Source organism: Actinomyces sp. zg296, assembly GCF_009829695.1.
GTDB lineage: Bacteria > Actinomycetota > Actinomycetes > Actinomycetales > Actinomycetaceae > Actinomyces > Actinomyces marmotae.
Window position 1 is genome coordinate 27203 of the sequence record NZ_VWPG01000002.1, and the last position, 25878, is coordinate 53080.

Consider the following 25878-nt stretch of genomic DNA (forward strand, 5'->3'; position numbering starts at 1 on the left):
GGCGATTGTTGATCAGGGGGCGCCGGCATGCTCGCCGCATGTCCGGCGCGCGACCGGCGAGTTCCCCCTGGCAGTCACGCTGACAAAGGAGTCGAATGTGACCACCACGATGATCCTCGACTGCGACCCGGGGCATGATGACGCCATCGCGATCCTCCTCGCCCTGGGAAGCCCCGATGTCGATCTGATCGGCATCACGACGATCGGCGGCAACCACAGCCTGGACAAGGTCACCTATAACGCCCGCGCCGTTTGCGAGCTCGCGGGCCGCCCGGAGGTGCCCATCCACGCCGGCTGCCGGCGCCCCCTCATCCGCCAGCCCATCGACGCCGCCTATATCCACGGCGAGACCGGTCTCGACGGCGTCGACCTGCCCGAACCGTCCCGGCCGCTCGCCGCCCAGCACGCTGTCGACTGGCTCATCGAGACGATCATGGGCCGTGAGCCCGGGACGATCACGATCGTCCCCACGGGTCCGCTGACGAATATCGCGATGGCGGCCCGCCTGGAGCCGCGCATCGTCGCGCGGGTCAAGGAGATCGTCCTGATGGGCGGCGCCTACGGGGTCGGCAACGCGACGCCGGTGGCCGAGTTCAACATCCTGTGCGACCCCGAGGCAGCCCAGATCGTGTTCAGCGAGTCCTGGCCCGTGACCATGATCGGGCTGGACGTCACCCATCGGGCGCTGTGCACTCCCGAGGTCCAGGCGGCCCTGTGCGGGGCGAACCCGCGCCTGGCCGATGCCGTCGGCGGGCTCATGGACTTCTTCCGCTCCACCTACCGGGACCAAGAGGCCTTCCCGGATCCGCCCACGCACGACCCCTGCGCCGTCGCCCGCGTCATCGACCCGAGCCTCGTCCCCACTAGGCGCTGCCCGATCGACGTCGAACTGCGCGGCGCGCTGACCTACGGGATGACCGTGGCCGACATGCGCGCGCTCGTCGACGACTCCGACCCTGCCTGCACCACCCAGGTGGGGATAGGCCTGGACACCGAGCGCTTCTGGGCGCTCGTGGCCGACGCACTCGCGCGCCTCGGTTGACTCATCCCCTCCCTGACCCCCACACGTCTCTCGAAGGAACCGATCCATGTACCTGGCCATCAACGTCCTGGGCCTCGCCGTCTTCCTGGCGGCGGGCTGGCTGCTCTCCCATGACCGCAAGAAGATCCCCTGGCAGTCCGTGGCGATCCTGACCGCCCTCAACCTCGTGATCGCCTGGGTCCTCACGAGCTTCACCTGGGGGCGCGCGGCCGTCCAGGGCGCGGCCGCGGGCTTCAACGAGCTCGTCTCCGTGGCCTGGAAGGGCATCAACTTCGCCCTGTCGAACTGGGTGGGGGCCGAGGGCGTGAACCCGGCGCCCGTGAACTTCGTGGTCAGCGCCCTGCTGCCGATCCTGCTGGTGGTGCCCGTCTTCGACATCCTCACCTATATCGGTTTCCTGCCCTGGATCATCAAGTGGATCGGCCGGGGGCTCAGCGCGGTCACCCGCCAGCCCAAGTTCGAGGCCTTCTACTCCATCGAGATGATGTTCCTGGGCAACACGGAGGCCCTGGCGGTCTCCAAGCTGCAGGTGCAGCGGATGAGCCCGGCGCGCAACGTCGCCATCGCCATGATGTCGATGAGCTGCGTGACGGCGTCGATCCTGGCGGCCTACATCCAGATCGTTCCGGCGGAGTTCGTGCTGACGGCGGTGCCCATCAACTGCCTCAACGCGCTCATCGTCACCTCCATGCTCTACCCCGTCCACGTGCCGCCCGAGGAGGACATCATCGTCACCTACGAAGGAGGCGACGACTCCGGGGACGCCGACGGCGCCCAGGGCGGCGCGGGCGCGGGCGCCGCCGCGGCCACCAGCGCGGGCGCCGATCCGGCCGCCGCTGGCCCGGGCTCGCCGAGCCGCGGCAACGCCCTCGGAGGCCTGGCCGCCCTGGCCACCAGGGTCGCGCGCCGCGACCCGGGACGCGCGGCGAGCCGGCCCGCGAAGGAGCCGTTCTTCTCCTTCCTGGGCGACTCGATCCTGGGCGCGGGAAAGCTCATCCTCATCATCACCGCCAACGTCATCACCTTCGTGGCCCTGGCGGCCCTTATCGACAAGATCCTAGGAGCAATCTGGGAGCCGCTCTCCCTGGAGTCGGCGCTCGGCGTCGTCATGTACGCGCCCGCGCTCCTGCTGGGCCTGGACACCTCCACTGCCTGGGACATGTCCCAGATCATGGGCCTGAAACTGGTCACCAACGAGTTCGTGGCCATGGGGCAGGTGAGCGGTGAGATCAGCGGCTACGCGCGCCACTACCAGGCGGTGGTCACGGTCTTCCTGACGTCCTTCGCGAACTTCGGGACGCTGGGCATGATCATCGGCTGCTTCAAGGGCCTGGTGGACAAGGAGCGCAATGACCTCATCTCCAAGAACGTGGGGCGGATGCTCCTGTCCGGGATCCTCGTCTCGCTGCTGTCGGCCGGGATGGTCGGCCTGTTCGTCTGGTGAGGGAGGAGCGAATCATGACCCGCAAGCTCATTCTGGACCTGGACACCGGCATCGATGACGCCCTGGCGATCGCCTACGCCCTGGGCAGCCCGGAGGCCGAGCTCATCGGCATCACCACCACCTACGGCAACGTCCTCGTGGAGGACTCGGCGCGCAACTCCCTGGCGGTGCTCGACCTGCTCGGAGCGCCGCATGTGCCCGTCTACCCCGGCCTGCCTCACGCCCTGGCCCGCGACGGCTTCGAGGTTCTGGAGATCTCCGCCTTCATCCACGGCCGCAATGGCGTGGGCGATGTGGCGCTCACTCCCTCGCCCCGCGCCGCGGAGGGGACGAGCGCCGTCGACTTCATCATCGAGGCCTCCCGGACCCACGGGGAGGACCTCGTGTACGTGCCCACGGGTCCGCTGACCAACCTGGCCGCCGCCCTGGAGAAGGACCCCGGCCTGGCTCAGCGGCTGACCGTGGTGCTCATGGGCGGGGCGCTCACGGTGAGCGGGAATGTCAGCCCGTGGTCGGAGGCGAATATCAGCCAGGACCCGGAGGCCGCCGACGCCGTCCTGCGCTCGGGGGTGAGCGCGACGATGGTCGGCCTCGACGTCACCCTCCAGACCCTGCTCACCTACGAGCACACGCGGCGCTGGCGCGATCTGGGCACGGCCGCGGGCACGTTCCTGGCGGATATGACGGACTACTACATCCGGGCCTATGAGACGACGGCGCCCGGGCTCGGCGGCTGCGGCCTGCACGACCCGTTGGCGGTCGGCGTCGCCGTGGACCCCTCCCTGGTGACGATGCTGCCCATCAATCTCGCGGTGGATCTGGCCGGCCCGACTCGGGGGCGCACCATCGGGGACGTGGCGCGCCTGAGCGCCCCGAGGACGAGCCGGGCGGCCGTGGCCGTGGACACCGAGAGGTTCCTCGCCGAGTTCATGTCCCGCATCACCGCCTTGGCGCGGGGCCGCTGAGCGGCGCGGCCCGGGGGCGCTCAGCCTTGCTGGGGCATCACGTAGGAGCAGCCCAGGGCGAAGGGGAAGCCGGGCTTGAGCAGGCAGGCGACGACGGGCTCGGCGAGCTCGATGAGCAGGCCGGCGTCCAGGCCCTGCTCGGCCTCGGGACCAGCGCCGGCCAGGAGGGACTCGTAGGGGATGGACAGGTCGAGCAGCGACATGCCGCCCCGGCGATCCGCCTTGTCCCAGGCGCCTCCCTCCATCTCCATAAGCGTCCCCAGGTGGAAGCGCATGACGCGCTGGGAGTCCACCTCGGAGGGCACGGAGAGGATGTGGTGGGCCTCGGGGTCGCGAGGAGCGCGCAGGGTGAACACGAGGATGGCGCCGTCGCGCGCCGCCCTCAGCATGAGCCGGGCGATGTGGACGGCGAAGGATGCCGTGTCGAAGCCCCCGCTCATCGCCTCGGGCACGCTCAACGGCCCGCCGAGGGGGACGAGGACGCCCCTGCCGACGTCATTGATGGCGCGCCGCCCGGTGGGGCCCTCCGCGCGCAGGCGCAGGCCCCCCTCCTCCAGCGTCCCGAACTCGACGCGCTCAGCCCACCCTTCGGGCACGGAGGAGGGCCCGGGCTCGGTCTCCACGTGCCCTAGGCCCAGGACATCGGCGAGGTCGGTGCCATCGGCGGGCCGGTACCAGGCGATCTGATCGCCGTCGAACCACAGGGGGACGACCCCGTTGAAGGGGATGCCGAAGCGCACATGCGCCGGCAGCGGCGGGATCGTCGGCGCTGGGGCGGGCTCGCCGGTGGGGTCGTCGGCGCTGGGGCCCACGAGGTAGTCGCTCATGGGGCCAGGGTAGCGGGGCGCGCCGGCCTGGCGGATGGGATCACAACGGGCCCGAACGAGAGGGCGGCCCGGGCGCCGTCTCCCTTCGGCGTCCGGGCCCGCCCGGCCCGTGTCATGCGGCGCGATCCGCCTTTCCACCCGGCCCACCCAGGGCGCGTGATCGGATGCCGCATGGAGGTCGACCAGGAACGATCGCCTCTGCCCGGCGATCGATCAACCTCATGGCTCAAGCATGCTGCGCCGCGGCTGGTCGCGCCATGGATCGCGCTACCCACCGGGCCGGATGGGCGGGGCCGGCGGAGCCTGCGGACCCGGCGGGGCCGGCGGGGGCGGGCCCCCGCGCGGTCACGTCAGAAGTCCCAGTCGTCGTCCTCGGTGGCCTCGGCGGTGCCCATCACGTAGGAGGAGCCGGAGCCGGAGAAGAAGTCGTGGTTCTCGTCCGCGTTGGGGGACAGGGAGGCGATGATCGCGGGGTTGACATCGACGGCCTCGGCCGGGAAGAGCGCCTCGTAGCCCAGGTTCATGAGGGCCTTGTTGGCGTTGTAGCGCAGGAACTTCTTGACGTCCTCGGTCAGACCCAGCTCGTCATACAGGCTCTCGGTGTAGGACTCCTCGTTGTCGTAGAGTTCCATGAGCAGGTCGAAGGTGTACTCCTTGAGCTCGGCCTGACGCTCCTCGGAGGACTCGCGCACGGCGAGCTGGTACTTGTAGCCGATGTAGTAGCCGTGCACGGCCTCGTCGCGGATGATGAGGCGGATGAGGTCGGCGGTGTTGGTGAGCTTGGCGTGGCTGGACCAGTACATGGGGGCATAGAAGCCGGAGTAGAAGAGGAAGGACTCCAGCATGGTGGAGGCGACCTTGCGCTTCTCCGGATCGTCACCCCGGTAGTAGTTGAGGATGATCTGGGCCTTGCGCTGGAGGTTCTCGTTCTCCTCGCTCCAGCGGAAGGCCTCGTCGATCTCCGCTGTCGAGATGAGGGTGGAGAAGATCGAGGAGTAGGAGCGGGCGTGCACGGACTCCATGAAGGCGATGTTGGTGTACACCGCCTCCTCATGGGGGGTGCGGGCGTCGGGGATGAGGGAGACGGCGCCGACGGTGCCCTGGATGGTGTCCAGGAGGGTCAGGCCGGTGAACACGCGGGTGGTCATGTTCTTCTCGGCCTCGTTCAGGGTGGCCCAGGACTGGATGTCGTTGGACAGCGGCACCTTCTCGGGCAGCCAGAAGTTCCCGGTGAGGCGGTCCCAGACCTCGAGGTCCTTGTCGTCGACGAGGCGGTTCCAGTTGATCGCCTGAACGCGGTCGATGAGCTTGATGGGCTCGTGCATGTTGTTCCTCCGAAAGGGGTGGGCGCCCGCGGGCTGGCCGCGGTGCGCCCATGCTAACGACGGCGCCCGGCGGCGCCCAGCCCGCGCCGCGGGCCCGCCGCCGTGGCGCTCACTACTCCCGCGAGCTGGCCTGCTCCTCCTCGCCGCGTCCCCCAGTGACGAGGGGATGGCAAGTGTCGCGATGATCATGGCGGCTCGGACGCAGGGTGAAGGTCAGGGCGAGGTCGCGCTCGGCCACCCGGTAGCGCTCGGCCAGGACGGGCCCGCAGCTGTTCGACCCGATGCCCGCCATGGCAGCGTCGAGGGTGAGGACCGTGGAGCCGCACTCGACGAGCTCGGTGTTGTGGCGGCAGGCCGTCAGCTCCTCCGCGGTGTAGGGGGAGGCGTTGAAGGAGAAGGGGCTGCGGCCGATGGCGGTCAGTCCGGGGCCCCGCCCGCCCGGCGCCACCCCTCCCGCCCCATCACCGCTGACGACGGCAACGTAGTCGCAGTCGGCATGACTGCCGTTCTCCTGGGGGTTGATGTGGTCCTCGTGCAGCTCACGCAGGGCCGCGGTGAACTCACCGTGGCGGCTGGCGCGGCGCTTGTCGACGTAGGCGCCGCCAGGGCCCAGCCCGTAGTAGGAGACCCGGTCCATCCCCTCTGGGAGGAAGAGCCGCAGGCCCAGGCGCGGAAGGGCAGGGAATCCCTCGGCGCGGCTCATGTCGAGCGCGAGGTCGATATCGCCGTCGGCCCGGACGGTCCAGGTGATGGTGCCGCGCAGGGCGGGCTGGAGGGCGGGGGCGACCATGGCGATCTCACCGCTCAGGACCACGCAGCCCTCCCCGGAGGGCTCCACGACCCGCAGGCCCTCAGCGCGCGCCGTCGCCCAGTGGTAGCCGGCACGCTCCCATTGGGCGCGGATATGGCGGTCGTTGTCCGTGGGGGCGCGCCAGATGATGAGCTCGGCCGGGCGGTCCAGGAGTTCGGCCGAGCCGGCGCGGATGCTCGTGGGCAGGGCGGTGCGCGTATCGAAGGAGCAGGTGAGCCCGGGGGCGACGACGTCGATCCGCGCCCCGCTGCGCGTGGCGGTCACGGGGCCCTGCGGGGCGGGGCGCTCATCCAGGGCGGCCACCGCCCGGTGGCGGCGATCCGCGCCGGGCAGGGCGACCTCATCGAATCCGAGCTCGTGGCCGGCGCGGAGAAGGGGCTCGTCGCGGGCGAGACGGTAGGTGATGACAAGGTGGCAGCGCCCGGTGTCCGGGATGCTCAGGGGTAGCGGGAGGCGGGCCTCGCCGTGGGGCGGGATGGGAGCCGTCAAGGGGATGTCCCCGCTGGCCAGGCTCTCGCCGTCGCGGGTGAGCTCGTAGGTCACGCGGGCGTAGGAGGCCAGGTCGGTGTGGTCGAGCTCGTTGCGCAGGGTGAGGGCACCGGCCTTAGCGTCGTAGGAGACCACGCGCGCGGGGCGCTGGACGTTCTTGAGCTCGGCGAGCCCGGAGTGGGGCACGCGATCCGGTGAGACGAGGCCGTCCACGCAGAAGTTGCCGTCATGGACCCGCTCGCCGCTGTCCCCACCGTAGAGGTAGATGGCGCGACCGTCCGGGGCGGTGCCGGCGGCGACGGCGTGATCGCACCACTCCCAGACGAATCCGCCGCACATGCGCTCATCGGCCCGGATGATCTCCCAGTAGTCCTCAAGGTCGCCGGGGCCATTGCCCATGGCGTGGCAGTACTCCACGAGGAGGAAGGGCTTGTCCGGGCCGGAGTCGAGGTAGGCGCGGATCTCGTCGAGGCTGGGGTACATCCGCGAGTAGAGGTCGAGATCGGAGTAGTCGTAGGCGCGCCTGGAGCTGCGGTGGATGGCGCTCTCGTAGTGAGTCAGGCGCGTGGGGTCGAAGCCTTTGACCCAGGCCAGCGCCGCTTCGAAAGTGCATCCGTAGGCGCACTCGTTGCCAGCCGACCAGGCGATGACGCTGGGGCGGTTCTTCTCCCGGTGGACGCACAGGCGCATGCGGTCGACGGTGGCCCCGATCCATTCAGGGTTGTCGGCGATGGGCTCGTTCCAGTGCTCGACCTGGTTGTCCCAGGAGGGGTCGGCAAGGAAGCGGGCCTGGGCGCCATGGCTCTCGTTGTCCGCCTCGGACATGACGTAGAGGCCGTATTCATCGCAGAGCTGGTAGAAGCGGGGGTCGTTCGGGTAATGGGAGGAGCGCACCGCGTTGATGTTGTGCTCCTTCATGAGCCGCAGGTCGCGCTGCATGTGGGTGAGGGCGACGGCGGGCCCGGTGACAGGATCGGAGTCATGGCGGTTGACGCCGCGCAGGGTGATGGGCCGCCCGTTGAGGCGCACGACGACGCCGTCGACGCTGACCTCCCTCAGGCCGACGCGGTCGGCGATGGACTCGCCGGGAGTGATGAGGGTGAGGGTGTAGAGGTAGGGGTCCTCCGCGGTCCAGGGATGTGGATGGGGGACCTCCAGCCGCAGCCGGTGGGTGTAGGGGGCGTCGGCCTGGTCGTCGACCGCCTCAGCGCCGGTGGCGCCCGCTGCCGGGACGACGTCGGGCTCGAAGGCGCCCGAGGCGATCTTGACGCCGTCGCGGTCCGTGAGCACTGCCCTGGTGGGGACGGCCCCACCCCGGTAGGAGGCCCGGATCTCGACGGCGGCGGGAGCGCTGTCGCCGTCGCCGAGGGTGGTGGTGACGGCGTAGTCGAGGAGGGAGGCGCGCGGGCGGGACAGGAGGTAGACGTCGCGGAAGATGCCACTGGTGCGGAACTTGTCCTGGTCCTCCATGTAGGTGCCGTCGCACCACTTGAGGACGAGGACGGCGAGGCGGTTGGCGCCGGGGCGGATGTGCTCGGTGACGTCGAATTCGCTCGTGGCGTGGGAGACCTGGCTGTAGCCGACGTAGGCGCCGTTGAGCCAGACGTAGAAGCAGGAGTCGACGCCCTCGAAGACGAGGTGCGCGCAGGGGGCCTCGACAATGGGGGCGTAGTCGAATTCGCGCAGGTAGGCGCCACAGGGGTTGTCCTGGGGGACGCGGGGCGGGTCGAAGGGGATGGGGTAGCGGACGTTGGTGTACTGGTGGTGGTCGTAGCCGGTGTGCTGCCAGGTGCTGGGCACGGGCACCTCGGCGAAGTCGAGGGCGGCGGCTGCGCCCGGGGCGGCCTGGCCCTCCCAGAAGGGAGTGGTGAGGTCGTGGACCGATGGCAGGTAGGCGAAGCGCCAGGTGCCCGACAGGAGCTGGAAGCGGTCGGAGTCCTGGCGCTTCCAGGGGCTGGGGTCGGGCGGGGTGGAGGCGGGGACGTAGTAGGAGCGGGCAGGGAGGGTGTTCTCATGGAGGACGCCGAGGTCCTCATAGTGTCGGGGGATGATCATCGCTTGCGGTCTCCTGCGACTGGCGGCCTTGGGGCCGGGCCGCTCCGACGCGTCCCGTTCGAGCCCTTCAATGTTGACGTTATCATGCGAGCGACTCGCGACACAGGAAAGAGACTGTCTCCGCGCACGTCAGGGCATCGGTCATCGCCTCGGCTCCCCCATGGGAACGTCCCCATGAACGGGTGCCAGAATGCCGGGACCCGCCCCTGATAGCCTCGCGCCATGGCCGGTGGGAGCAGGAGTTCGGGGGCGCCGTCGCTCGGCGATGTCGCCCGCCTGGCCGGCGTCTCCACGCAGACGGCCTCCCGCGTGTCCATGGGCGCCAGCAATGTTCGCCCGGCCACCCGCGAGCGCGTTCTACGGGCCATGAGCCAGCTCGGCTACTCCCCCAACCGCGCGGCTCAGGCGCTGCGCCTGGGCTCCTTCAAGACCATCGGCGTCCTCACCCAGCAGATCCAGCGCACCGGTGAGGCCCTGACCACGGCGGGCGTCGTCGAGGAGGCGACGGACGCGGGCTACGCGGTGAGCCTCGCGCAAGTGGAGCGGCCCGAGTCCGATGACATGCGCGCGGCGGCGGTCCGGCTTACCCACCAGGCGATCGACGGGCTCGTCGTCGTCCAGGCGGGACGGGCGGGGCGCGAGCACCTCGCCCTGCCGCCGACCATGCCCGTGGCCGTCTCGGACTCCGCGCTCATGGGCCACTACCCCTCGGCCAGCGCGGATCAGGCCGGCGGGGTGCGCGAGGCCGTCGGTCACCTGCTCGCCCTGGGGCACCGGGCCGTCCATCACGTGGCCGGCCCCGAGGGCTCGCAATCCGCGCTCATCCGCCGCGCCGCATGGGCGGCGAGCCTGCGGGAGGCCGGCGCGCCGGTGCCCGAGCCGCTGCCCGGGGACTGGAGCGCGGCGTCCGGGTACCGAGCGGGCCTGCGCCTGGCCGCCGACCCCGGGGTGACGGCCGTGCTGTGCGCGAATGACGAGATGGCGCTCGGCCTCATCCGCGCCATGCACGAACAGGGGCGCTCCGTGCCGGCCGACGTGTCCGTCGTCGGCTTCGACGGGCTGGATCTGGGCGAGTTCAGCTTCCCGCCGCTGACGACGGTCCGCCAGGACTTCAAGCGCCTTGGGCGGGAGATGGTGCGCCTCGTCCTGGAACAAGTGGCCTCCGGGGTGGGGGATGGCTCGCGGAGCGTCATCATCCCCACCGAGCTCGTCCTACGGGGCTCGACGGCGCCCCCGAGCGCACGGGTGGGCGGCGGGCGGAGACGGCTGAGGCGTGCGAGCGCGCCATCGGTGTGAGCACAATCGAGTCATGCTGCCCAAGGCCGACGCGTCCAGTGCCCCGCCGATCACCCGCAGCGGCACCGCCGCCGGGCTCGTCTCCGACCTGGCCGAACGCCTGGCGCGGCGGGTCGAGCGCGATCCGGGTGGGCGCCTGGTCGTGGGGCTCACGGGGGCGCCGGGATCCGGGAAGTCGACGACGGCGCGCGAGCTGACGGGGCTCCTGGCCAAGGCGGGGGCGCTGGCGGGCGAGGTGCCGATGGATGGCTTCCACATGTCCAACGCGGTGCTCGACGAACTGGGGCGCCATGGGCGCAAGGGCGCTCCGGACACCTTCGACGTGGGCGGCTACCTGGCGGCCCTGGATCGGGTGCGGCGCGGCGAGGAGGTGCTGGCGCCGGTCTACCGGCGCGACCTGCATGAGCCGGTGGCCGCGGGCACGCGGGTGTCCGGGGGCGGCGTGGTCGTCACGGAGGGGAATTACCTGGCGCTGGCGGACGGCGGGTGGCAGGCCGCGCGTGAGCGCATCGACCTGCTCATCATGCTGGTGGTGGGGATCGAGGAGCTGGCCGCCCGGCTCGTGGCGCGGCACATGAGCTTCGGGAGGGACCGCGTCGCCGCGGCGCACTGGGTGCGCGTCGTCGATCTTCCCAACGCCGCGCTGGTGGAGGCCAGCGCCCCCCCGGTGCGACGAGCTCTGGACCTGCGCCCCACCCTCCCACCGAGACCGGTAGAAAACAGCATCGAAACCGGTCGATATCACGATCGAAACCGGTTCGGCCCGCTGAGCAACGGCCTACGCTGGCATCATGCTCGTGGCCTTCTCGGTGTCCCCTTCCACCACCGACGACCCCGATGGGTCGCTGTCCGCTGCTGTCGCCCGCGCCGTGCGCGTGTGCCGCGATTCGGGCCTGCCATGCGAGACGACGTCGATGTTCACCACCCTGGAGGGCGAGTGGGACGAGTGCATGGCGGTGGTCAAGCGCGCCTGCGAGGCCGTGGGCGAGGTGAGCCCGCGCGTCAGCCTTGTCCTCAAGGCGGATATCCGACCGGGCTTCACCGGCCAGTTGACCGCGAAGGTCGAGCGGGTGGAGGAGCACCTGCGCCGGGGGCGCGACGACGTCGGCTGAGCCGGTCACCGGCGCGCCTCCTCCAGCAGGTCCGCGGCCGGCCCGGGGTTGTTGACGGGCTTGGTGAAGGCGCTGCTGAGCGCGGCGCTCTCGTCAACCTCCAGCCGCCCGCCCACGCAGGCGTAGGCGAGGTATCCGGTCGGGTGGGTGGCGTCGCCCGCGTGCAGGACGACGGGGGTCCGGCCGCAGTCGTCGGCGGCGCGCAGGATGTCCACGGCCGTGTCCGCGTCGGGCCCATCCTCGTCACCGCGCAGGCCGCCCACCGTCAGGACGTGGCCCTTCGTGTGGAGCTCGAGCTCATCGGCGAGCTGGGGGATCCACGGATCGTGGGCGTCCAGGATCCGCCCCACCATGCCCGGCAAGGCACCCGCCGACGGGTCCCCGGGCTCGACGACGACGCGAACCTTCCACCGCCGGGTCTCGGTCCTGAAGACGACGGACCGCATGCCGGTGGGCGGGGCGGAGACGAGGGCGACCATCCCCTCGCGTAGGGAGTCCTCGTCAGGGTAGGTCAGGGTGACGACGCCCTCCGAGGTGACGATCGCGCTCCGGGCCCCTCGAGTGTCCACGGTCCGCGCCGCGTCGATGACCCGCGCCTCGGCGCCGTGGTCAGCGGACTGCCCGGAGCCGGTGATCTCCAGGGCCATGGGCACGTCCATCACGCCCGTCATCTCGACGAGAACCTTGAGCACCGCGTTGACGCTCGGATGCTCGCCCGTCGCCTCAGGGGGAAGGTTCTGGGAGAAGGCGGTTCGAACGTCGTCGACGAGGGCGAGGAGGTCGTCGGTGGCCAGGCCCTCGCGCGGGACCAGGCGCACGCTAAACCTGCTGACATGGGAGGCTCCGGAGCTGCGGACGCGGAAGGAGACGAGCTCGTCCGCGTGCTCGGCCAGGGCGTCCTCAAGGGCCTGGCCCATCGTCTGATCCGGCGCCCGCCCCGACGTGGAGGCGGTGGAGGCCGGGGCGGACCTCCAGTCAAAGGGCATCTCGCGGCCCTCGAAGGGGTCCTCCGGAGCCCCACCGGTCCCACGGCCGCTGAGGACGAGAGCCGCGAGCACGAGGGCGGCGGCGATGACGGCGGTCCGGAAGACCGGACGTCGGCGGAGCAGAGCATCCATAACGACATGGTGTCCAGTGGGCGCGACGAGGTCGATGGGGCGCGATGCCCACGCCCCCGGGGTGGGGGCCGCGCGCCCGCGCTGGGAGCGGCCGAGGCGGCGGGATGGGCTCGCTCTCAGCCCGGGTCAGTGCAGGGAGGCATCGGGCTCGGTGAGCCTCCAGGCGTGAATCGGCACGGTCAGACCCGCGCGGGTCGGCGAGCACACGAGCGGTCCCGCCTCAGCCCGGGCGCCCGCGGGAATCGGAAGGACTCGCACGAGCTGCAGGTCGGCTGCGCCGTCGGCGCCGACGAGCCCCGCCCGCACGGTCATGGCGCCGCCGCTGCGGGAGACCCGCACGAGCACCCGGTGATCGCGCCACCGGGGCACGGGGGCGACGGACCAGTCCGAGGAGCCGCTGGTGACGACGGCGCCGACCTGGCACGCGCCATCGGCGTACTCGACGCCGGCCTTGACCCAGTGCTCGTCGTCGAGGCGCACGAAGACGCCCGCCTGGTCGAACTGCTCGCGGAAAGCGGCAGTGAACTCGACCTCTACGGCGCAGTCATCGGGAAAGGCGGCGAGCAGGGCGTGCTCGGAGTCATGGATGAATCCGTAGGAGGTGATCCGCCAGGCGTCCGAGCCCTCGACGGCGGTGACGAGCAGGTCGCCGCCGCTCACCTCGGCACGCGCCGGCTCGTGCGTCCAACGCCCCTGGTCCCAAGTGATCCGAGTCATGGCGCCAACCTACCTGCCGTGAGCCCACCGCCGTCGTTCACAGCATGCAGCTCACGCAGCCCTGGACCTCAGTCCCCTCAAGGGCGGCCTGGCGCAGGCGGATGTAGTAGAGCGTCTTAATGCCCTTGCGCCACGCGTAGATCTGGGCGCGGTTGACGTCGCGGGTGGTCGCGGTGTCGGGGAAGAACAGCGTGAGGCTCAGGCCCTGGTCGACGTGCTGCGTGGCCGCGGCGTAGGTGTCGATGATCTTCTCCGGGCCGATCTCATAGGCGTCCTGGTAGTACTCCAGGTTGTCATTCGTCATGTAGGGAGCCGGGTAGTAAACGCGCCCGATCTTGCCCTCCTTGCGGATCTCGATCTTGGCCACGATCGGGTGGATCGAGGAGGTCGAGCCGTTGATGTAGGAGATCGAGCCGGTGGGCGGCACCGCCTGGAGATTGCGGTTGTACAGGCCGTGCTCCTTGACCTTGACGGCCAGGCGCGCCCAGTCCTCGCGGGTGGGCACGCGCACGCTGGAGGCGTCGAAGATGGCCTTGACCTTCTCCGTGACGGGGACGAAGTCCTGCGTGGTGTACTTGGTGAAGAACTCGCCGCTGGCGTAGGCGGAGTCCTCGAAGCCCACGAAAGTCTGGCCCCGCTCGATCGCCAGGTCGCAGGAGGCGTCCAGAGCCGCGAAGAGGACGGAAGCAAAGTAGACGTTGGTGAAGTCCAATCCCTCCTCGCTGCCGTAGAAGATGGACTCGCGCGCCAGGAAGCCGTGCAGGTTCATCTGGCCCAGGCCGATGGCGTGGGACTCGTGGTTACCACGGTCGATCGAGGGAACGCTGGGCAGGTGCGTCTGGTCCGAGACGGCGGTCAGCCCGCGCACGGCCGTGCGGATAGTGCGCGCGAAGTCCGGGGAGTCCATGGTCTTGGCGATGTTGAGGGAGCCCAGGTTGCAGGAGATGTCCTTGCCGACATGGGCGTAGGAAAGGTCCTCGTTAAGCTCGCTGGCCTCGGAGACCTGTAGGATCTCGGAGCACAGGTTCGACATGACGACCTTGCCCTTGATGGGGTTGGCCTTGTTGACCGTGTCCTCGAACATGACATACGGGTATCCGGATTCGAATTGGATCTCGGCCAGCGTCTGGAAGAAGACGCGGGCGTTGACCTTCTTCTTCTTGATCCGGCCGTCGTCCACCATCTCGCGGTACTTCTCGGTGACATTGATGTCCGAGAAGGGGACCCCGTAGACGCGCTCGACGTCGTAAGGGGAGAACAAGTACATGTCCTCGTTGTTCTTGGCGAGCTCGAAGGTGATGTCCGGGACGACGACGCCGAGCGAGAGGGTCTTGATGCGAATCTTCTCATCGGCGTTCTCGCGCTTGGTGTCCAGGAACCGCATGATGTCCGGGTGGTGCGCGTGCAGGTAGACCGCGCCCGCGCCCTGGCGGGCGCCGAGCTGGTTGGCGTAGGAGAAGGAGTCCTCCAGGAGCTTCATGACGGGGATGACGCCACTGGACTGGTTCTCGATCCGCTTGATGGGAGCGCCCATCTCACGCAGGTTGGTCAGCAGCAGGGCGACGCCTCCACCGCGCTTGGACAACTGGAGGGCGGAGTTGATGCCGCGGGCGATGGACTCCATGTTGTCCTCGATGCGCACGAGGAAGCAGGAGACGGGCTCGCCGCGCTGAGCCTTGCCCTCGTTGAGGAAGGTGGGGGTGGCCGGCTGGAAGCGGCCGGTCATCATCTCCTCGACGAGGTCCAGGGCGAGTTGCTCGTCGCCGTCGGCCAGGGCGAGGGCCACCATCGTGACGCGGTCCTCGAAGCGCTCCAGGTACCGCTTGCCGTCGAAGGTCTTGAGCGTGTACGAGGTGTAGTACTTGAATGCGCCCAGGAAAGTCTCGAAGCGAAACTTGTGGGCATAGGCGGCCTTGAAGGCGCTCTTGACGAAGGCCGGGTCGTACTTGTCGAGGATGTGCTTCTCGTAGTAGCCCTCCTCGGTGAGGTACTCGAGCTTCTCCTCGAGGTCGTGGAAGAACACGGTGTTCTGGTTGACGTGCTGGAGGAAGTACTGACGCGCAGCGGCGTGATCGGCGTCGAACTGGATCTTGCCGTTCGCGTCGTAGAGGTTGAGCTTCGCGTTAAGCGCGTGGTAGTCGAGCTCGGGGTCCCCAGAGGGCTCCAGACCGGTGTCCGTCAGCGTTTCTGCCAAAACTGTTCCAATCCTTGTGCGACGCGATCGACGTCGGTGGGCGTGCCGAGCAACTCGTATCGGTCCAGGTAGGGCACCCCGAGCTTGCTGGCGATGATGTCCCCGGCAAGGCCGTACGCCTCACCGAAGTTGGTATTGCCGGACGCGATGACGCCGCGGCACAGGGATCGGTTGTGCTCGTCGTTGAGGAAGCGGATGACCTGCTTGGGCACCGCCCCCTTCACGGCGCCACCACCGTAGGTCGGCACGACGAGGACATACTCGTCGTCAACCCTCAGGGGGGACTCCTTGGGAAGGAGGGGGATCCGCTTCGTCGGGAAGCCGAGCTTCCCGACGAAGCGATGCGTGTTCTCCGAGACGGAGGAGAAGTAGACGAGGAGGGGCGCGTCAGGCACGACTCGCCGCCGGCTCAGATGGCGACGGCCTCAGCGGCCGCGACGAGGCCCTTGATCTTGTCCGGGCGGAAACCGGACCAGTGCTCCCCACCGGCGATGACGACAGGGGCCTGGGCGTAGCCGAGGGACTTGACCTGCTCGAGGGCCTCGGCGTCGACGGAGATGTCCACCGTGCTGTAGGACAGGCCGGCCTTGTCCAGGGCGCGGTAGGTCGCGGTGCACTGGAAGCAGTTGGGCTTGCTGTAGACGGTGATCGGCATGGCTGGGCCTTCCTCTTGATCGGAGCCCCCTGCGGCCGCCCCGACCTCACTGCGATGAGGAGGTTCCACGGGCGTAACCACACGGTTGTCATTCTCGGGAGGGCACGGGTCCCTCGCCGCTCTAAACACTACCCCTAGGGGTGGATGTGGTCCACCGCCCCAAGATGATGTGTCCACCACGATGCTGTGCATAGCACTCCTCCTCCCTGTGGACAGCGGGCCGAGGCCTGTGGACAGCCGGTGGACGACGCTGCCCGACGGCCCCGGGGACGATGGGCCCCGACCCCTTCGAACCCGCGTCACCATGCTGCCGCGGGGGTCTGACACGAATCCGGGGGCGTTAGCCACAGCCGCGGCAGGCGCCGCTCGCCAGGTGCCTCCCCACCCTGGGGATCGAGATCGAAAAGTCATCCACGTCGCAGCGCGGCGTCGGCGTGTCGCCCCTCCCGCGTCCCACGGCTCGGACCTGGCTCATCGCGGGCCCGGCCCTTGGGGCGAATCTCATGCGCGCTCTCACTGTTCTCACAGGTTGCCCATGGGATCATGGCATTTCACCAGTCCTCATCAGCCAGTTTCGACACTGAGGAGTGTTTCTCATGACCGCCCTCTCCCTCGCCTATATGGCTGCAGACATCACCGCGCTCAGCATCCTCGTGGGCGCCCTCTACTCCCGCCGGCACCACCGCAAGGACCTCGTGGCCGCGTACATCGGCGTCAACATTGGCGTTCTGGCGGTCACCCTCCTGCTCTCGACGGCGTCCGTGGCCGCAGGCCTGGGCCTGGGCCTCTTCGGCGTGCTGTCCATCATCCGCCTGCGCTCCACCGAGTTGGAGCAGCACGAGGTCGCCTACTTCTTCGCCGCTCTGGCGCTCGGCCTCCTCGGCGGGATCCAAACTGCGTCACTGGCGATGGTCGCCGCGCTCATGGCGCTCGTCGTCGTCTCCCTGTGGATCGGCGACCACCCCGCGCTCCTGGGGCGCAACCGCCACCAGATCATCACCGTGGACCGCGCCATCCCCAACGAAGCCGAACTCAAGACGCACCTGGCATCGCTCCTGGGAGGAACTGTTCGCAGCCTCACCGTCCAGAGCCTCGACCTCGTCAATGACACCACGCTCGTGGATGTCCGCTACACCCTTCCCCGCTCCGGCGCGGCCACGGCCCACCTGAGCGGCTGGAGCGGGTCCGCGGGGATCGCGGCCCCCATGACCGGCCCGCAGGCCCCCATGACCGGCCCGCAGGCCCCCGCGGGGACGCCCGTCGGCGCGCCATTCCCCTTCACCACCGCGCCCGGCGCGCCCGGGGAGTGACACCCCTGCGCCCCGCCGCGTCCGAGCCTCGGCCCGTACGCCCATACCAGCCCGCCGCCACACCCCAGACAGGAGAGGATCATGACCGCCGCAGCACCGCATCCCGCCCTGAGCACGGGGACCCTCGATGCGATCAGCCTCGACGAGCTCAACGCCACTGCGGACCTCCTGACCCGCATGGACCGCAAGTACATCGTGCCCATCGAGGCGGCGCAGGGCCTCCTGGACGCGCTCGCCTCTAGGATCGCGGGCAGGTCCCGGGCGCTGGAGATCAAGGGGCAGCGCTCCTTCGCCTACGCCTCAACCTATTTCGACACCCCCGATCTCGCCGCGTATTACCTCACGGCCCGCAAGCGCCGGCGGCGCTTCAAGGTGCGCACCCGCTCCTACCTCGATTCCGACTTGTGCTTCCTCGAGGTCAAGACCCGGGGGCCCCGCGGCGCCACCATCAAGGAGCGCATCCCTTGGGCCCTCGACGACGCCGACCGCCTCACCCCGGAGGGGCGCGCGTTCGTCGCCGAACTCCTGCTCGGCTCGGGCGTGTGCCGGGCACGGGACGAGGCGGAGCGGACCGCCACCGCGCTCACGCCTGTCATGGGCACCACCTACGAGCGCATCACCCTCCACCTGCCGCAGGCTGAGGCGCGCTCCACCATCGACACGCGCCTGGCCTGGACGCCTATGCGGGCCTCGCGCGACTCGGCAACAGGCGCGATCCGGGGCGCAGCGAGGCCCGCCGGGCAGCAGGCGATCATCGAGACGAAGAGCCCCGGGACGCCGTCGCCCGCCGACCGCTTCCTCTGGGGTCTGGGGCACCGGCCGGCCAAGATCTCGAAGTACGCCACCGGCCTGGCCCTGCTCAACCGCGACCTGCCCGCCAATAAGTGGCACCGGGTCATCAAGAACGATCTGGCCGGAGCGGCCGGCGCGGGAGGCTCCGGGGACTTTGCCCCGGGAAGAGCCCCGGCAGCGCCTGGCGGTGGGGGCTGAGCCCTCTCAGGAGGGCACTCAGATCCAGGCGGCGGCGTCGGCGAAGGAGCGGAGGTAGATCTGGTAGACGACGGCGTCGCGCCACCACTCGGGGTCAGGGGCCGGGGCGTTCACGGGGCGATGAGGTCACGGGCCCGACGCCGCTGAACTCACGCTGAGAGCCGCCGCGACGTGGGGTCCAGGTGCGCGGCGATCCAGGCGGCCGCGGCGTCGGGCAGGTCGGGGCCGGCGGCCCAGGCCTCGCGGAAGCGCTCAACGGTCTCATCGACGACGTCGAGCACGTCCTCATCCCCGACGCGGAGCTCCTTTTGCAGCCGGGCGAAGAGCCCCCGGGTGACATCGTTGAAAGAGCTCTCGCCGAAGAAGGGGAGAGCGAGTGTGGGGTTCTCCGGGTCGGGCAAGTACGGCGCGGTGCACACGAGGTCGTAGGCGGGCGAGAGCCGGGCGGTGCGGCGATCGGGGTAGATGAGGGACCAGTTCTTCAGGTGCGCGTCCTCGTTGCCCGCCAGGAGGTTGAAGACGGTGCGGCGCACGAGCTCCCGCAATGAGGCGCGGTCATGGCCGCGGTAGGCGATCACGGCGGTCCACCGCACATCGGATCGGTACTTCAAGTTCCCGATGCCGTGCTTCCCGAGAACCTGGGCGAAGTCCTCGATGTGCACGCGCCCCTGCTCGCTGCGGTCGAAGCGCCGGACGGCGTATGCCCGGGACTCCTCGGTGGGCCAGGCCCCCGGACCGAGATCCTCGATGGAGGAGCGATCCCACAGCGCGGTCTGGGGAACGTCGATGCCGACCTGACCGGCCAAGCGCATGGTGGCGTGCTCGTTGGCGGGGAGCCCGGGGTACTGGGGGTCCGGCGTCTTGAGGATCCAGTCGCCGTCCTCACCATGGACGGGGATGGCGAGGCGGTCCCCTTTCCGGCGCACGGAGAACTTGAGCGCCATACCGGCCAGGGACGCCCGCTTGGGCCCCACCACTGCCAGAGCAGGCGCTTCGCCTCTGGGCATCTCCTCAAAGCCCGACTCCAACTCCGCCACATCTTCGAGGGAGATGACCACGGCACCGGGCAGGTCGCCACCGATCCGGGAGAGGAGGTCGATCTCCGCGTAAGCGCTCACGCCCTGCTCACCGGCGATGAGGTCGCGAAGACGACCCTCGGGCAGGAGATTGGAGAACCATGCGGGGAGGCTGTTCCTTGCCTGGGGGCGGGCCCGTCGGTGCTCCTCGAACCACTGCCCGAGCACGCTCCGACCGGGCTGGTCCCAGTAGTCGGCATCCATGACGAACGTGGTGAAGGCGTCCCGCCTTCGCAGCACGCCCACGCGCTCCCCATGAAGAGCGACCGCGTAGATCTCCTCCCTCATCCGGGCCTCACCCCGCAGACGCGGGATCGTCGGGGTGGAGGATCGCGTCCAATGGCGGGGTGTCCTCGTAGCCGAGGGCGGTCCGCACAGCCACGAAGCGGCGCAGATGCTCGTCAAGAAGGTCGCCCCGAAGCCGGATCGCCTTCGCGCCGTCGTTGTTCTGCAGGCATGCGACGATCTCCTCGGTCAGGAGGAGGGAACCCAAGCGCTTAACGCCGTCCCCCAGGAACTCCATGACCGTCCGTCGATCAAGCCCTGAGATCATCCGATTCGCCGCCACTGAGGCGACTGAGGCGCCCTCGTCGAGGGCATCGGCGGGCACGAGCTCCGTCAGGGCCGCGCTCGGCGTGCCACTGGAAGCCAGCATGTCCGCGAGGGCCTCAACCGTCATGGGCTCACCCGTGCGCAGATCGGTGGGCTCAAGGCTCCACAACGCGCTGGCGATGACCTTGGAGTCGGAGCGGGTGGCCCGGAACACGCTCACGTCCGGCAATGGCGGCTCATGCTCCAGGCGGGCCGCGGCGAGGAGGCGCTGGACGGAGTCCGACTCCTGACCCGCCACGAGGCAGGCAGCCATGCTCCGCAGATCGGCCTGGGATCCGCTGATCCCGAGCTCATCGGCGCCCACGCTCGTGCGCCACAGCCAACGGCCGAGCAAATCGAGGTTGCGATCATGCGCTCTGGGGAAGAGCGCGAAGAAGCGGGTGAGGACCAGCAGTTGGAATCGGAAGGGCAGGAAGGTCCAGTGCGGTACGCCTTGCCCCTGGAGGAAGCGGACAGCCGCGAGCAGCGCCGCCTCCGTGCCCTGGTAGGCCTCCTCCTCGCTCTCGCCTGGGAAGTCGCTCACCCGGCGTCGGGACTCGGAGAACTCGCCGCGCGGATTCCGGGTGATATCCGTGCGCCGACGCACGAGGAGCGCCTGGACGACTGCGGCGCGCGGAAGCAGGCCGAAACTCGTTCGGGAGGCGACAGAGGCCCGTATGCCCTCGATAGTCAGGCCCTTGCCCGGGCCTCCGTGAAGCGCGTCGAACACCTCGGCGTCGCTGAGCGGCTTGCCGCTATTGTTGATGCGGTCGAAGACCTCCCTCAAGATGCTCTCTTCAGCGTCATGCATGATGGTCGCCGCGATCTCCACACCAGCCAGCCGGGTGACCGCTCCCTGAAGGCGGTCGGCCGACTCCGCCGCCTCAGGATGATCCCCCAGCCAGGCGAGTGCACGGCCGAGGTCGAACAGGTCGGGAAGGGGGACCACGAGGTCCTCCTCTGGATCACGCCGCCGCACCACCTTCCCGGTCTTCAGGGAGTAGCCCAGGGCGAAGCATCGATCACGGCCGCCGTCCGGGTCCACCGCGTTGACGAGGCTTGTGATGCGCTGCTGGCCGTCGACCACCCACAGGGCGTCGGGCACCTCCGAGGCATCGACGTCGAGCGCGCCGATCCGCAGGCGGGCGGCCTCGGCCGGCCGCTTCCACAGCAGGAGACTGCCCACGGGGAAGCCCCGCAGGAGTGAGTCGAATAAGTCGAGGACATCCTTGGTCTCCCACCGGAAGGAGCGCTGGAACTCGGGCACGCGGATGCGCCCCGCGCGCACAAGGGCGTGCAACTCGCGGATGGTGTAACTCTCCGCCCGGGAGGTCGCCTGGGACTCGTCCATGTGCCCATCATGCCAGGCCGCACCGACACGATCCTCGGGCGATGGGGCCCCGCGCGGAGGGCCCCGGCTGAGTGCGCACAACTCGTATGCGCGGAGGCCAGGTGAGCCGGGCGCCGGAGGCGCTCTTGAAGTACCCGGCGCTGGCGCCGTTGATCCAGCCGGTCTTGGGGTCCTCAGGCTTGGCGGTCTCCGGCGGCTTGGCCGACGCCGAGAACGGCGTCGGCCATGGCCGCAGTCGCCCGGGCCTTGTTCATGGGATTGCCCATCGTTCACCGATCCTCAATGAGGATAGGGATGCGCTGCGGCGAGGAGGGGGATCACGCCGAAGCGGAAACTATGCTGGCACAGATCGCTGACGAATGACACCCGAAAAATCACGAATCAGCAACTACATCTATCCCTTTTTCCCGCGAATCGATCACCTTCTGATAACGCTGGGCGACTGACCTGCGAGCATGTCCGCCACCGTGAGCGAATAACGATTCGGGTTCAGTTCGTTCCGGCGGGGATAGGGACCGTGCCCGCCGCCCCCTCAGGCAGCGGGCACGGGGCTGGCAGCAGGACGGCGATACGGCTCAGCGCGCCCAAGCGCCCGAGGCATCGAGGAAGTACCACTTCCCGCCGTCGGCCACCCAGCCCGTGGCCATGGCACCGTCGGGGCGCAGGAAGTACCACTTCCCGCCCTCAGCCACCCAGCCCGTGGCCATGGCACCGTCGGGGCGCAGGAAGTACCAGTGACCACCGTCGACCACCCAGCCCGTGGCCATGGCACCGTCGGGGCGCAGGAAGTACCACTTCCCGCCCTCAGCCACCCAGCCGGTGCGCATCGCGCCCGAGCCGTCCATGAAGTACCACTTCCCGCCGTCAGCCACCCAGCCCGTGCGCATCGCGCCCGAGCCGTCCATGAAGTACCACTTCCCGCCGTCAGCCACCCAGCCCGTGGCCATGGCGCCGTCGGGACGCAGGAAGTACCAGGAGCCGCCGATGAAGCGCCATCCGGTGGCCTTGGCGCCCGTGGACGGGTCGATGTAGAACCAGGTCGCACCCGAGCGGATCCAGCCCGTCGCCTGGCCGGCGGCCGCGGGGCGCGCAGGGGCCGCGGCCGCCGGCTTGGAGCCGGAGAAGGAGTTCCTCGACGCCCCCACCTGGGAGCCGGCGGCCGGAGTCAGGGCGCCGACGCTCGCGGGATTGCGGTACAGCGCGAAATTCTGGGTGGCATACCAGGAGTGAGTGGCAGCGCAATAGTGGACGGCGATGCCGATATGCGTGAAGGACGGATCGAGCATGGCCCCCAGATGGCCCGGGGAATGCAGCCACTGATTGAACAGCGAGTACCCTTGGTTGCCATTCTTATGCCCATAGTAGTACTGCCAGGCGATGTTCTCTGATCCACCACCCCAGCCGGAGGGATACAGGTCCCAGAAGTTCTCCGGGGCCCCATTCTCTATGGTGTGATGGTGGAACCCCTTGGGAAGATTATTCGATCCCACACCGTAGGAGGCCATATGGGCGCTCCAGGCACGCGCGACGGCGTCGAGCCTGACCGCGCGCTTAACCGGGTTGAGCCCCTGCTCGACTCGGAGCTGGTTGACACGGTCAAGGATCTGCTGCTCGTAGACGGCGATGGCGGACCGCGACCAGCCCAGCGCGTCATCGTCGGCAACCGTGCCCTCGGGGACATCGTTGACGGAGGGTGAGACCGTGACCTTCTTGGCGGCGGAGCCCTCCCCCGAGATCACCGTGGTGGCACGATGATCCTTGGGATTGGTCTGGCTGGAATCCGACACGACGGGGGCGGAAAGGGCGCCGACCGCGGGCATGATCGAGGCCGCCGCGCCCGGCACCACGGTCAATCCCACCAGGAGGGCAGAGGCGAGCGCGGTTACCAGCCGCGATCCGCACGACGAGACGCGTCGGGATTCTTTCAAGGAGGAGGACATGGGGATCTCTCAGGGGAGGGAAAGGGATAGCAGGAGCGGGGAATGAATGCGAGCGGTCGCGGGGATCCGGAATCCTGAACTCCGGGCGACCGGACAAGGCCGATGGTAGCAGCGCCCCGGCCACTCGAATATCGATATTCCCCCGTGATGAAACGCGCCCGGATAACGAATCGCCGACAGCACTCGGCGACATTCCCGTCACCCTCATTCATCGCGAGGCGGACTCGTATTCATCACGGTTCACCAATGACCTGGGAGACGCCGGCGCCGCCGCAGGACCGCGAGCGCGCCGCGCGGATGCCTCCCACCGCGCCCCGTGATCGCGGCGAGATGGGCAGGGCGCGATGACGCCCGGCTCGCGCCCCTTCGAGGGGCCCGAGCCGGGCGCCATCGTGATTCTTCCGCAACGGCCAGGAGACCGGGGAGTGACGCGGGAGCCGACGCGGCTCAGGCGGGCGCTCAGTCGGTGGGGCGAACGAGCCACCAGGCGGCGTAGGGCGGGACGGGGACCATGCCGTCGCCGTCGCCCTCGAGAGTCGCCGCGCCCGAGGGGACCGTCCCCGTCAGAGCGTCGGCGGCGCCGAGCACGCCGTGCTCCGCCAGCCGCCAGGCGGGGATCCTCCTCCAGTCCGGCGTCACGTTGTACACGCCCACGAAACTGCCCAGCGGGTGGTCGCGGAAGGTGACGAGCACGCCGTCGTCATCCAGGGGGGCCACCTGAGTGCGCACGTCGGCGCTGAGCACGGGCAGGGAGGCGCGAACCCGCCCCATGTGGACGAGGTCGGTGAAGACGCGGCCCTGGATGGTTGAGCGGTCCCAGCGGCCGGCCATGAGGCGCTCATCGAGGCGGGGGCGCCCCGCCCAGCGGGAGTCGGTCTCGTGGCCGGGCTCGGTGTCCCAGTTGGGGTCATTGAACTGGGCCAGCTCGTCGCCGGACCAGATGACGGGGACGCCGCCCCATCCGTAGAGGATCGCGTTGGCCATGCGCAGGGCGTTGATGCGCTCCTCGCGCCACCGCCACAGGGAGTCGACCTCGTGCTCGGGGGTGAGGTCGTTGATTCCCTCCCAGGCCTCAGCCACGGACTCCAGGCCGATGAGCGAGGCGGCGGTGCCGGAGATGCGGCGGTCCCCGGTGACCGGGTTGTGCTGGAAGACCAGGCCCCGCGCATCAGAGAAGGGGTAGAGGCCCGTGTACCAGTCGGACAGGAAGGCTCGGTGCCAGTAGCCGGACAGGCCCACGGCATCGGCGTCGCCGTCGTCGATCGCCCAGCCGATGTCATCGTGGCAGCGCAGGTAGGTGATCCAGGTGGAGTTGGGGGACTCGGCGGGGAGGTGGCGCAGGGCGTGGGCGCCGAGCACCGCGTTCCGCGCCGCGAGCATGGACCAGACCTGCACCATGAGGGAGTTGTGGTAGGCGAGGTCGGAGACCTTGTTCGTGTACCGGCCCTGGCCGAGGTACTGCACGAGCTCGGTGGGGGCCACGATCGCCTCGGCCTTGAGGATGATGGCGGGGCAGGCGATGCGGGTGAGGGCGCGCAGCACCTGGGTGATGGCGTGGACCTCGGGTTGGCCCTGGCAATCGGTGCCCTTGCGCTTGATAGTGAAGGCGATGGCGTCCAGGCGCAGCACCTCGACGCCGCGGTTGGCCAGTTCCAGGATGATGGAGACAAATTCCTCCATGACGTTGGGGTTGCGCCAGTCGAGGTCCCACTGGAAGGAGTTGAAAGTGGTCCACACCCAGGAGCCGAGTTCCTCGTTCCAGGTGAAGTTGCCGGGGGCGAAGTCCGGGAACACCTCTGGCAGATCGCGCTCGTACTCGTCGGGCTCGGCGCGGTCGGGGAAGAGGAAGAAGTAGTCCTGGTAGCGTTTCTCCCCCGCCCGGGCGCGCCGGGCCCACTCGTGCTCGGCCGCCACGTGGTTGAGGACGAGGTCGACGACGAGGCTCATGCCCTCCCCGCGCAGGGAGCCCGCCAGGTGCTCGAGGTCGTCCATGGTGCCCAGGTCCGGGCGGACGGAGCGGTAGTCGGCGACGGCGTAGCCGCCGTCGGAGTCCCCGGGACGAGGGGTGAGCAGCGGCATGAGGTGCAGGTAGTTGACGCCGAGCTCGCGCAGGTAGGGGATGCGGTCCTCCACGCCGCGCAGGCTCCCGGCGAAGCGCTCGGTGTAGCAGGCGTAGCCGATGCGCGAGGGGTCCTGGATCCAGGAGGGGTTGAGCATGCGCTGGAGGTCCAGGTGGCGCAGCTCGGGGCTGCGTTGGGCGTAGGCGGCTGCCGCCTCGGTCAGCAGGATCGTGGCCGCCCGAGTCGCTCGGGGCTCGCCGTAGAGGGTGACCAGGCCGTCGATGACATCGGGGTACCAGCGTTCCAGGCGGGTCGTGAAGATCTCCTGCTCCGTGGGGCTGAGCCCCACCAGGGGGGCGACGATGGCCTGGGACACCTCGTCGGGGATCCCGGCGAGCGGGGTGAGGACGGGCTGTGTCTCGGGGGCGCGGCGCTGGGAGGTCATGCAACCATGATTCCCTACGCTGGGCTTTCGCAACAGCCGATCCACTATTCGGCCTCGGCCGGCCG

General features: G+C 69.5%; 19 protein-coding genes and 1 pseudogene. 8 read left to right on the forward strand and 12 right to left on the reverse strand.

Going from position 1 to position 25878, the window contains the following annotated elements; genetic code table 11:
• Window positions 1-97 precede the first annotated feature (97 nt).
• The 3 genes from uriH to GVV76_RS00530 are packed head-to-tail and all read left to right on the forward strand — an operon-like array spanning window position 98 to window position 3451.
• The gene (gene uriH / locus GVV76_RS00520; RefSeq protein WP_159624139.1) at window positions 98-1042 is read left to right on the forward strand and encodes a uridine-preferring nucleoside hydrolase UriH; all 945 of its coding nucleotides are present in this window, start codon (window positions 98-100) and stop codon (window positions 1040-1042) included.
• A gap of 46 nt (window positions 1043-1088) precedes the next feature.
• Window positions 1089-2486 carry a NupC/NupG family nucleoside CNT transporter gene (locus tag GVV76_RS00525; RefSeq protein WP_159624141.1) on the forward strand — a complete coding sequence of 466 codons (1398 nt, stop codon included), beginning with the start codon at window positions 1089-1091 and terminating at the stop codon, window positions 2484-2486.
• A 14-nt stretch (window positions 2487-2500) separates the two neighbouring features.
• On the forward strand, window positions 2501-3451 hold the full coding sequence (locus GVV76_RS00530; RefSeq protein ID WP_159624143.1) for a nucleoside hydrolase: 951 nt from the start codon (window positions 2501-2503) through the stop codon (window positions 3449-3451).
• A gap of 20 nt (window positions 3452-3471) precedes the next feature.
• Here GVV76_RS00530 and GVV76_RS00535 read toward each other — a convergent pair whose 3' ends face one another.
• From GVV76_RS00535 to GVV76_RS00545, 3 genes are all read right to left on the reverse strand, one after another.
• Complete coding sequence (locus tag GVV76_RS00535) at window positions 3472-4278, reverse strand: hypothetical protein (protein ID WP_235904990.1); 807 nt, start codon at window positions 4276-4278, stop codon at window positions 3472-3474.
• Between the two features lie 350 nt (window positions 4279-4628).
• A complete protein-coding gene (gene nrdF / locus GVV76_RS00540) occupies window positions 4629-5603 on the reverse strand; it encodes a class 1b ribonucleoside-diphosphate reductase subunit beta (protein ID WP_159624145.1) in 975 nt (324 codons plus the stop codon).
• Between the two features lie 112 nt (window positions 5604-5715).
• Window positions 5716-8958 (reverse strand): glycoside hydrolase family 2 TIM barrel-domain containing protein, encoded by a 3243-nt coding sequence (locus GVV76_RS00545; protein WP_159624148.1) that lies wholly within the window; start codon window positions 8956-8958, stop codon window positions 5716-5718.
• 222 nt (window positions 8959-9180) lie between these two features.
• Here GVV76_RS00545 and GVV76_RS00550 point away from each other — a divergent pair, with 222 nt between their 5' ends.
• The 3 genes and pseudogenes from GVV76_RS00550 (at window position 9181) to GVV76_RS00560 (ending at window position 11366) form a co-directional block, all read left to right on the forward strand.
• The gene (locus GVV76_RS00550) at window positions 9181-10254 is read left to right on the forward strand and encodes a LacI family DNA-binding transcriptional regulator (RefSeq protein ID WP_159624150.1); all 1074 of its coding nucleotides are present in this window, start codon (window positions 9181-9183) and stop codon (window positions 10252-10254) included.
• 13 nt (window positions 10255-10267) lie between these two features.
• A pseudogene (locus GVV76_RS00555) lies at window positions 10268-10970 on the forward strand (phosphoribulokinase).
• Between the two features lie 75 nt (window positions 10971-11045).
• Window positions 11046-11366 carry a thiamine-binding protein gene (locus GVV76_RS00560; RefSeq protein WP_159522418.1) on the forward strand — a complete coding sequence of 107 codons (321 nt, stop codon included), beginning with the start codon at window positions 11046-11048 and terminating at the stop codon, window positions 11364-11366.
• A 5-nt stretch (window positions 11367-11371) separates the two neighbouring features.
• Here the strand turns inward: GVV76_RS00560 and GVV76_RS00565 are convergent, their stop codons facing one another.
• From GVV76_RS00565 to nrdH, 5 genes are all read right to left on the reverse strand, one after another.
• Window positions 11372-12484: a hypothetical protein gene (locus GVV76_RS00565; protein WP_159624152.1), complete on the reverse strand. Its 1113-nt coding sequence runs from the start codon at window positions 12482-12484 to the stop codon at window positions 11372-11374.
• Between the two features lie 126 nt (window positions 12485-12610).
• A complete protein-coding gene (locus tag GVV76_RS00570) occupies window positions 12611-13201 on the reverse strand; it encodes a DUF1349 domain-containing protein (RefSeq protein ID WP_159624154.1) in 591 nt (196 codons plus the stop codon).
• A 37-nt stretch (window positions 13202-13238) separates the two neighbouring features.
• Window positions 13239-15395, reverse strand: a complete 2157-nt coding sequence (gene nrdE / locus GVV76_RS00575; protein ID WP_159624157.1) for a class 1b ribonucleoside-diphosphate reductase subunit alpha — start codon at window positions 15393-15395, stop codon at window positions 13239-13241.
• Complete coding sequence (gene nrdI, locus GVV76_RS00580) at window positions 15380-15790, reverse strand: class Ib ribonucleoside-diphosphate reductase assembly flavoprotein NrdI (RefSeq protein WP_159522410.1); 411 nt, start codon at window positions 15788-15790, stop codon at window positions 15380-15382. The genes nrdE and nrdI overlap by 16 nt, the downstream gene beginning before the upstream one ends.
• Before the next feature lie 14 nt (window positions 15791-15804).
• On the reverse strand, window positions 15805-16050 hold the full coding sequence (gene nrdH, locus GVV76_RS00585; RefSeq protein WP_159624159.1) for a glutaredoxin-like protein NrdH: 246 nt from the start codon (window positions 16048-16050) through the stop codon (window positions 15805-15807).
• A gap of 596 nt (window positions 16051-16646) precedes the next feature.
• Between nrdH and GVV76_RS00590 the strand changes: the two genes are divergently transcribed.
• Window positions 16647-17360 (forward strand): DUF4956 domain-containing protein, encoded by a 714-nt coding sequence (locus GVV76_RS00590; RefSeq protein ID WP_159624161.1) that lies wholly within the window; start codon window positions 16647-16649, stop codon window positions 17358-17360.
• A gap of 81 nt (window positions 17361-17441) precedes the next feature.
• Window positions 17442-18350, forward strand: a complete 909-nt coding sequence (locus tag GVV76_RS00595) for a polyphosphate polymerase domain-containing protein (RefSeq protein ID WP_236263126.1) — start codon at window positions 17442-17444, stop codon at window positions 18348-18350.
• Between the two features lie 149 nt (window positions 18351-18499).
• On the opposite strand, the gene GVV76_RS00600 is transcribed toward GVV76_RS00595, so the two are convergent.
• The 4 genes from GVV76_RS00600 to GVV76_RS00615 all read right to left on the reverse strand — a co-directional run bounded on the left by GVV76_RS00600 (window position 18500) and on the right by GVV76_RS00615 (window position 25813).
• A complete protein-coding gene (locus GVV76_RS00600; RefSeq protein WP_159624162.1) occupies window positions 18500-19714 on the reverse strand; it encodes a type II toxin-antitoxin system HipA family toxin in 1215 nt (404 codons plus the stop codon).
• Between the two features lie 7 nt (window positions 19715-19721).
• The gene (locus tag GVV76_RS00605) at window positions 19722-21368 is read right to left on the reverse strand and encodes a DUF262 domain-containing protein (protein WP_159624164.1); all 1647 of its coding nucleotides are present in this window, start codon (window positions 21366-21368) and stop codon (window positions 19722-19724) included.
• 575 nt (window positions 21369-21943) lie between these two features.
• The gene (locus GVV76_RS00610; protein WP_159624166.1) at window positions 21944-23227 is read right to left on the reverse strand and encodes a CAP domain-containing protein; all 1284 of its coding nucleotides are present in this window, start codon (window positions 23225-23227) and stop codon (window positions 21944-21946) included.
• 540 nt (window positions 23228-23767) lie between these two features.
• On the reverse strand, window positions 23768-25813 hold the full coding sequence (locus GVV76_RS00615) for an alpha-amylase family protein (RefSeq protein ID WP_159624168.1): 2046 nt from the start codon (window positions 25811-25813) through the stop codon (window positions 23768-23770).
• Window positions 25814-25878: the final 65 nt, after the last annotated feature.

Coding starts and splice junctions, on each gene's coding strand:
- GVV76_RS00525 (WP_159624141.1), top strand. CDS start 1,089: ATGTACCTGGCCATCAACGTCCTGGGCCTCGCCGTCTTCCTGGCGGCG.
- GVV76_RS00530 (WP_159624143.1), top strand. CDS start 2,501: ATGACCCGCAAGCTCATTCTGGACCTGGACACCGGCATCGATGACGCC.
- GVV76_RS00535 (WP_235904990.1), bottom strand. CDS start 4,278: ATGAGCGACTACCTCGTGGGCCCCAGCGCCGACGACCCCACCGGCGAG.
- nrdF (WP_159624145.1), bottom strand. CDS start 5,603: ATGCACGAGCCCATCAAGCTCATCGACCGCGTTCAGGCGATCAACTGG.
- GVV76_RS00545 (WP_159624148.1), bottom strand. CDS start 8,958: ATGATCATCCCCCGACACTATGAGGACCTCGGCGTCCTCCATGAGAAC.
- GVV76_RS00550 (WP_159624150.1), top strand. CDS start 9,181: ATGGCCGGTGGGAGCAGGAGTTCGGGGGCGCCGTCGCTCGGCGATGTC.
- GVV76_RS00560 (WP_159522418.1), top strand. CDS start 11,046: ATGCTCGTGGCCTTCTCGGTGTCCCCTTCCACCACCGACGACCCCGAT.
- GVV76_RS00565 (WP_159624152.1), bottom strand. CDS start 12,484: ATGGATGCTCTGCTCCGCCGACGTCCGGTCTTCCGGACCGCCGTCATC.
- GVV76_RS00570 (WP_159624154.1), bottom strand. CDS start 13,201: ATGACTCGGATCACTTGGGACCAGGGGCGTTGGACGCACGAGCCGGCG.
- nrdH (WP_159624159.1), bottom strand. CDS start 16,050: ATGCCGATCACCGTCTACAGCAAGCCCAACTGCTTCCAGTGCACCGCG.
- GVV76_RS00590 (WP_159624161.1), top strand. CDS start 16,647: ATGACCGCCCTCTCCCTCGCCTATATGGCTGCAGACATCACCGCGCTC.
- GVV76_RS00595 (WP_236263126.1), top strand. CDS start 17,442: ATGACCGCCGCAGCACCGCATCCCGCCCTGAGCACGGGGACCCTCGAT.
- GVV76_RS00600 (WP_159624162.1), bottom strand. CDS start 19,714: ATGAGGGAGGAGATCTACGCGGTCGCTCTTCATGGGGAGCGCGTGGGC.
- GVV76_RS00605 (WP_159624164.1), bottom strand. CDS start 21,368: ATGGACGAGTCCCAGGCGACCTCCCGGGCGGAGAGTTACACCATCCGC.
- GVV76_RS00615 (WP_159624168.1), bottom strand. CDS start 25,813: ATGACCTCCCAGCGCCGCGCCCCCGAGACACAGCCCGTCCTCACCCCG.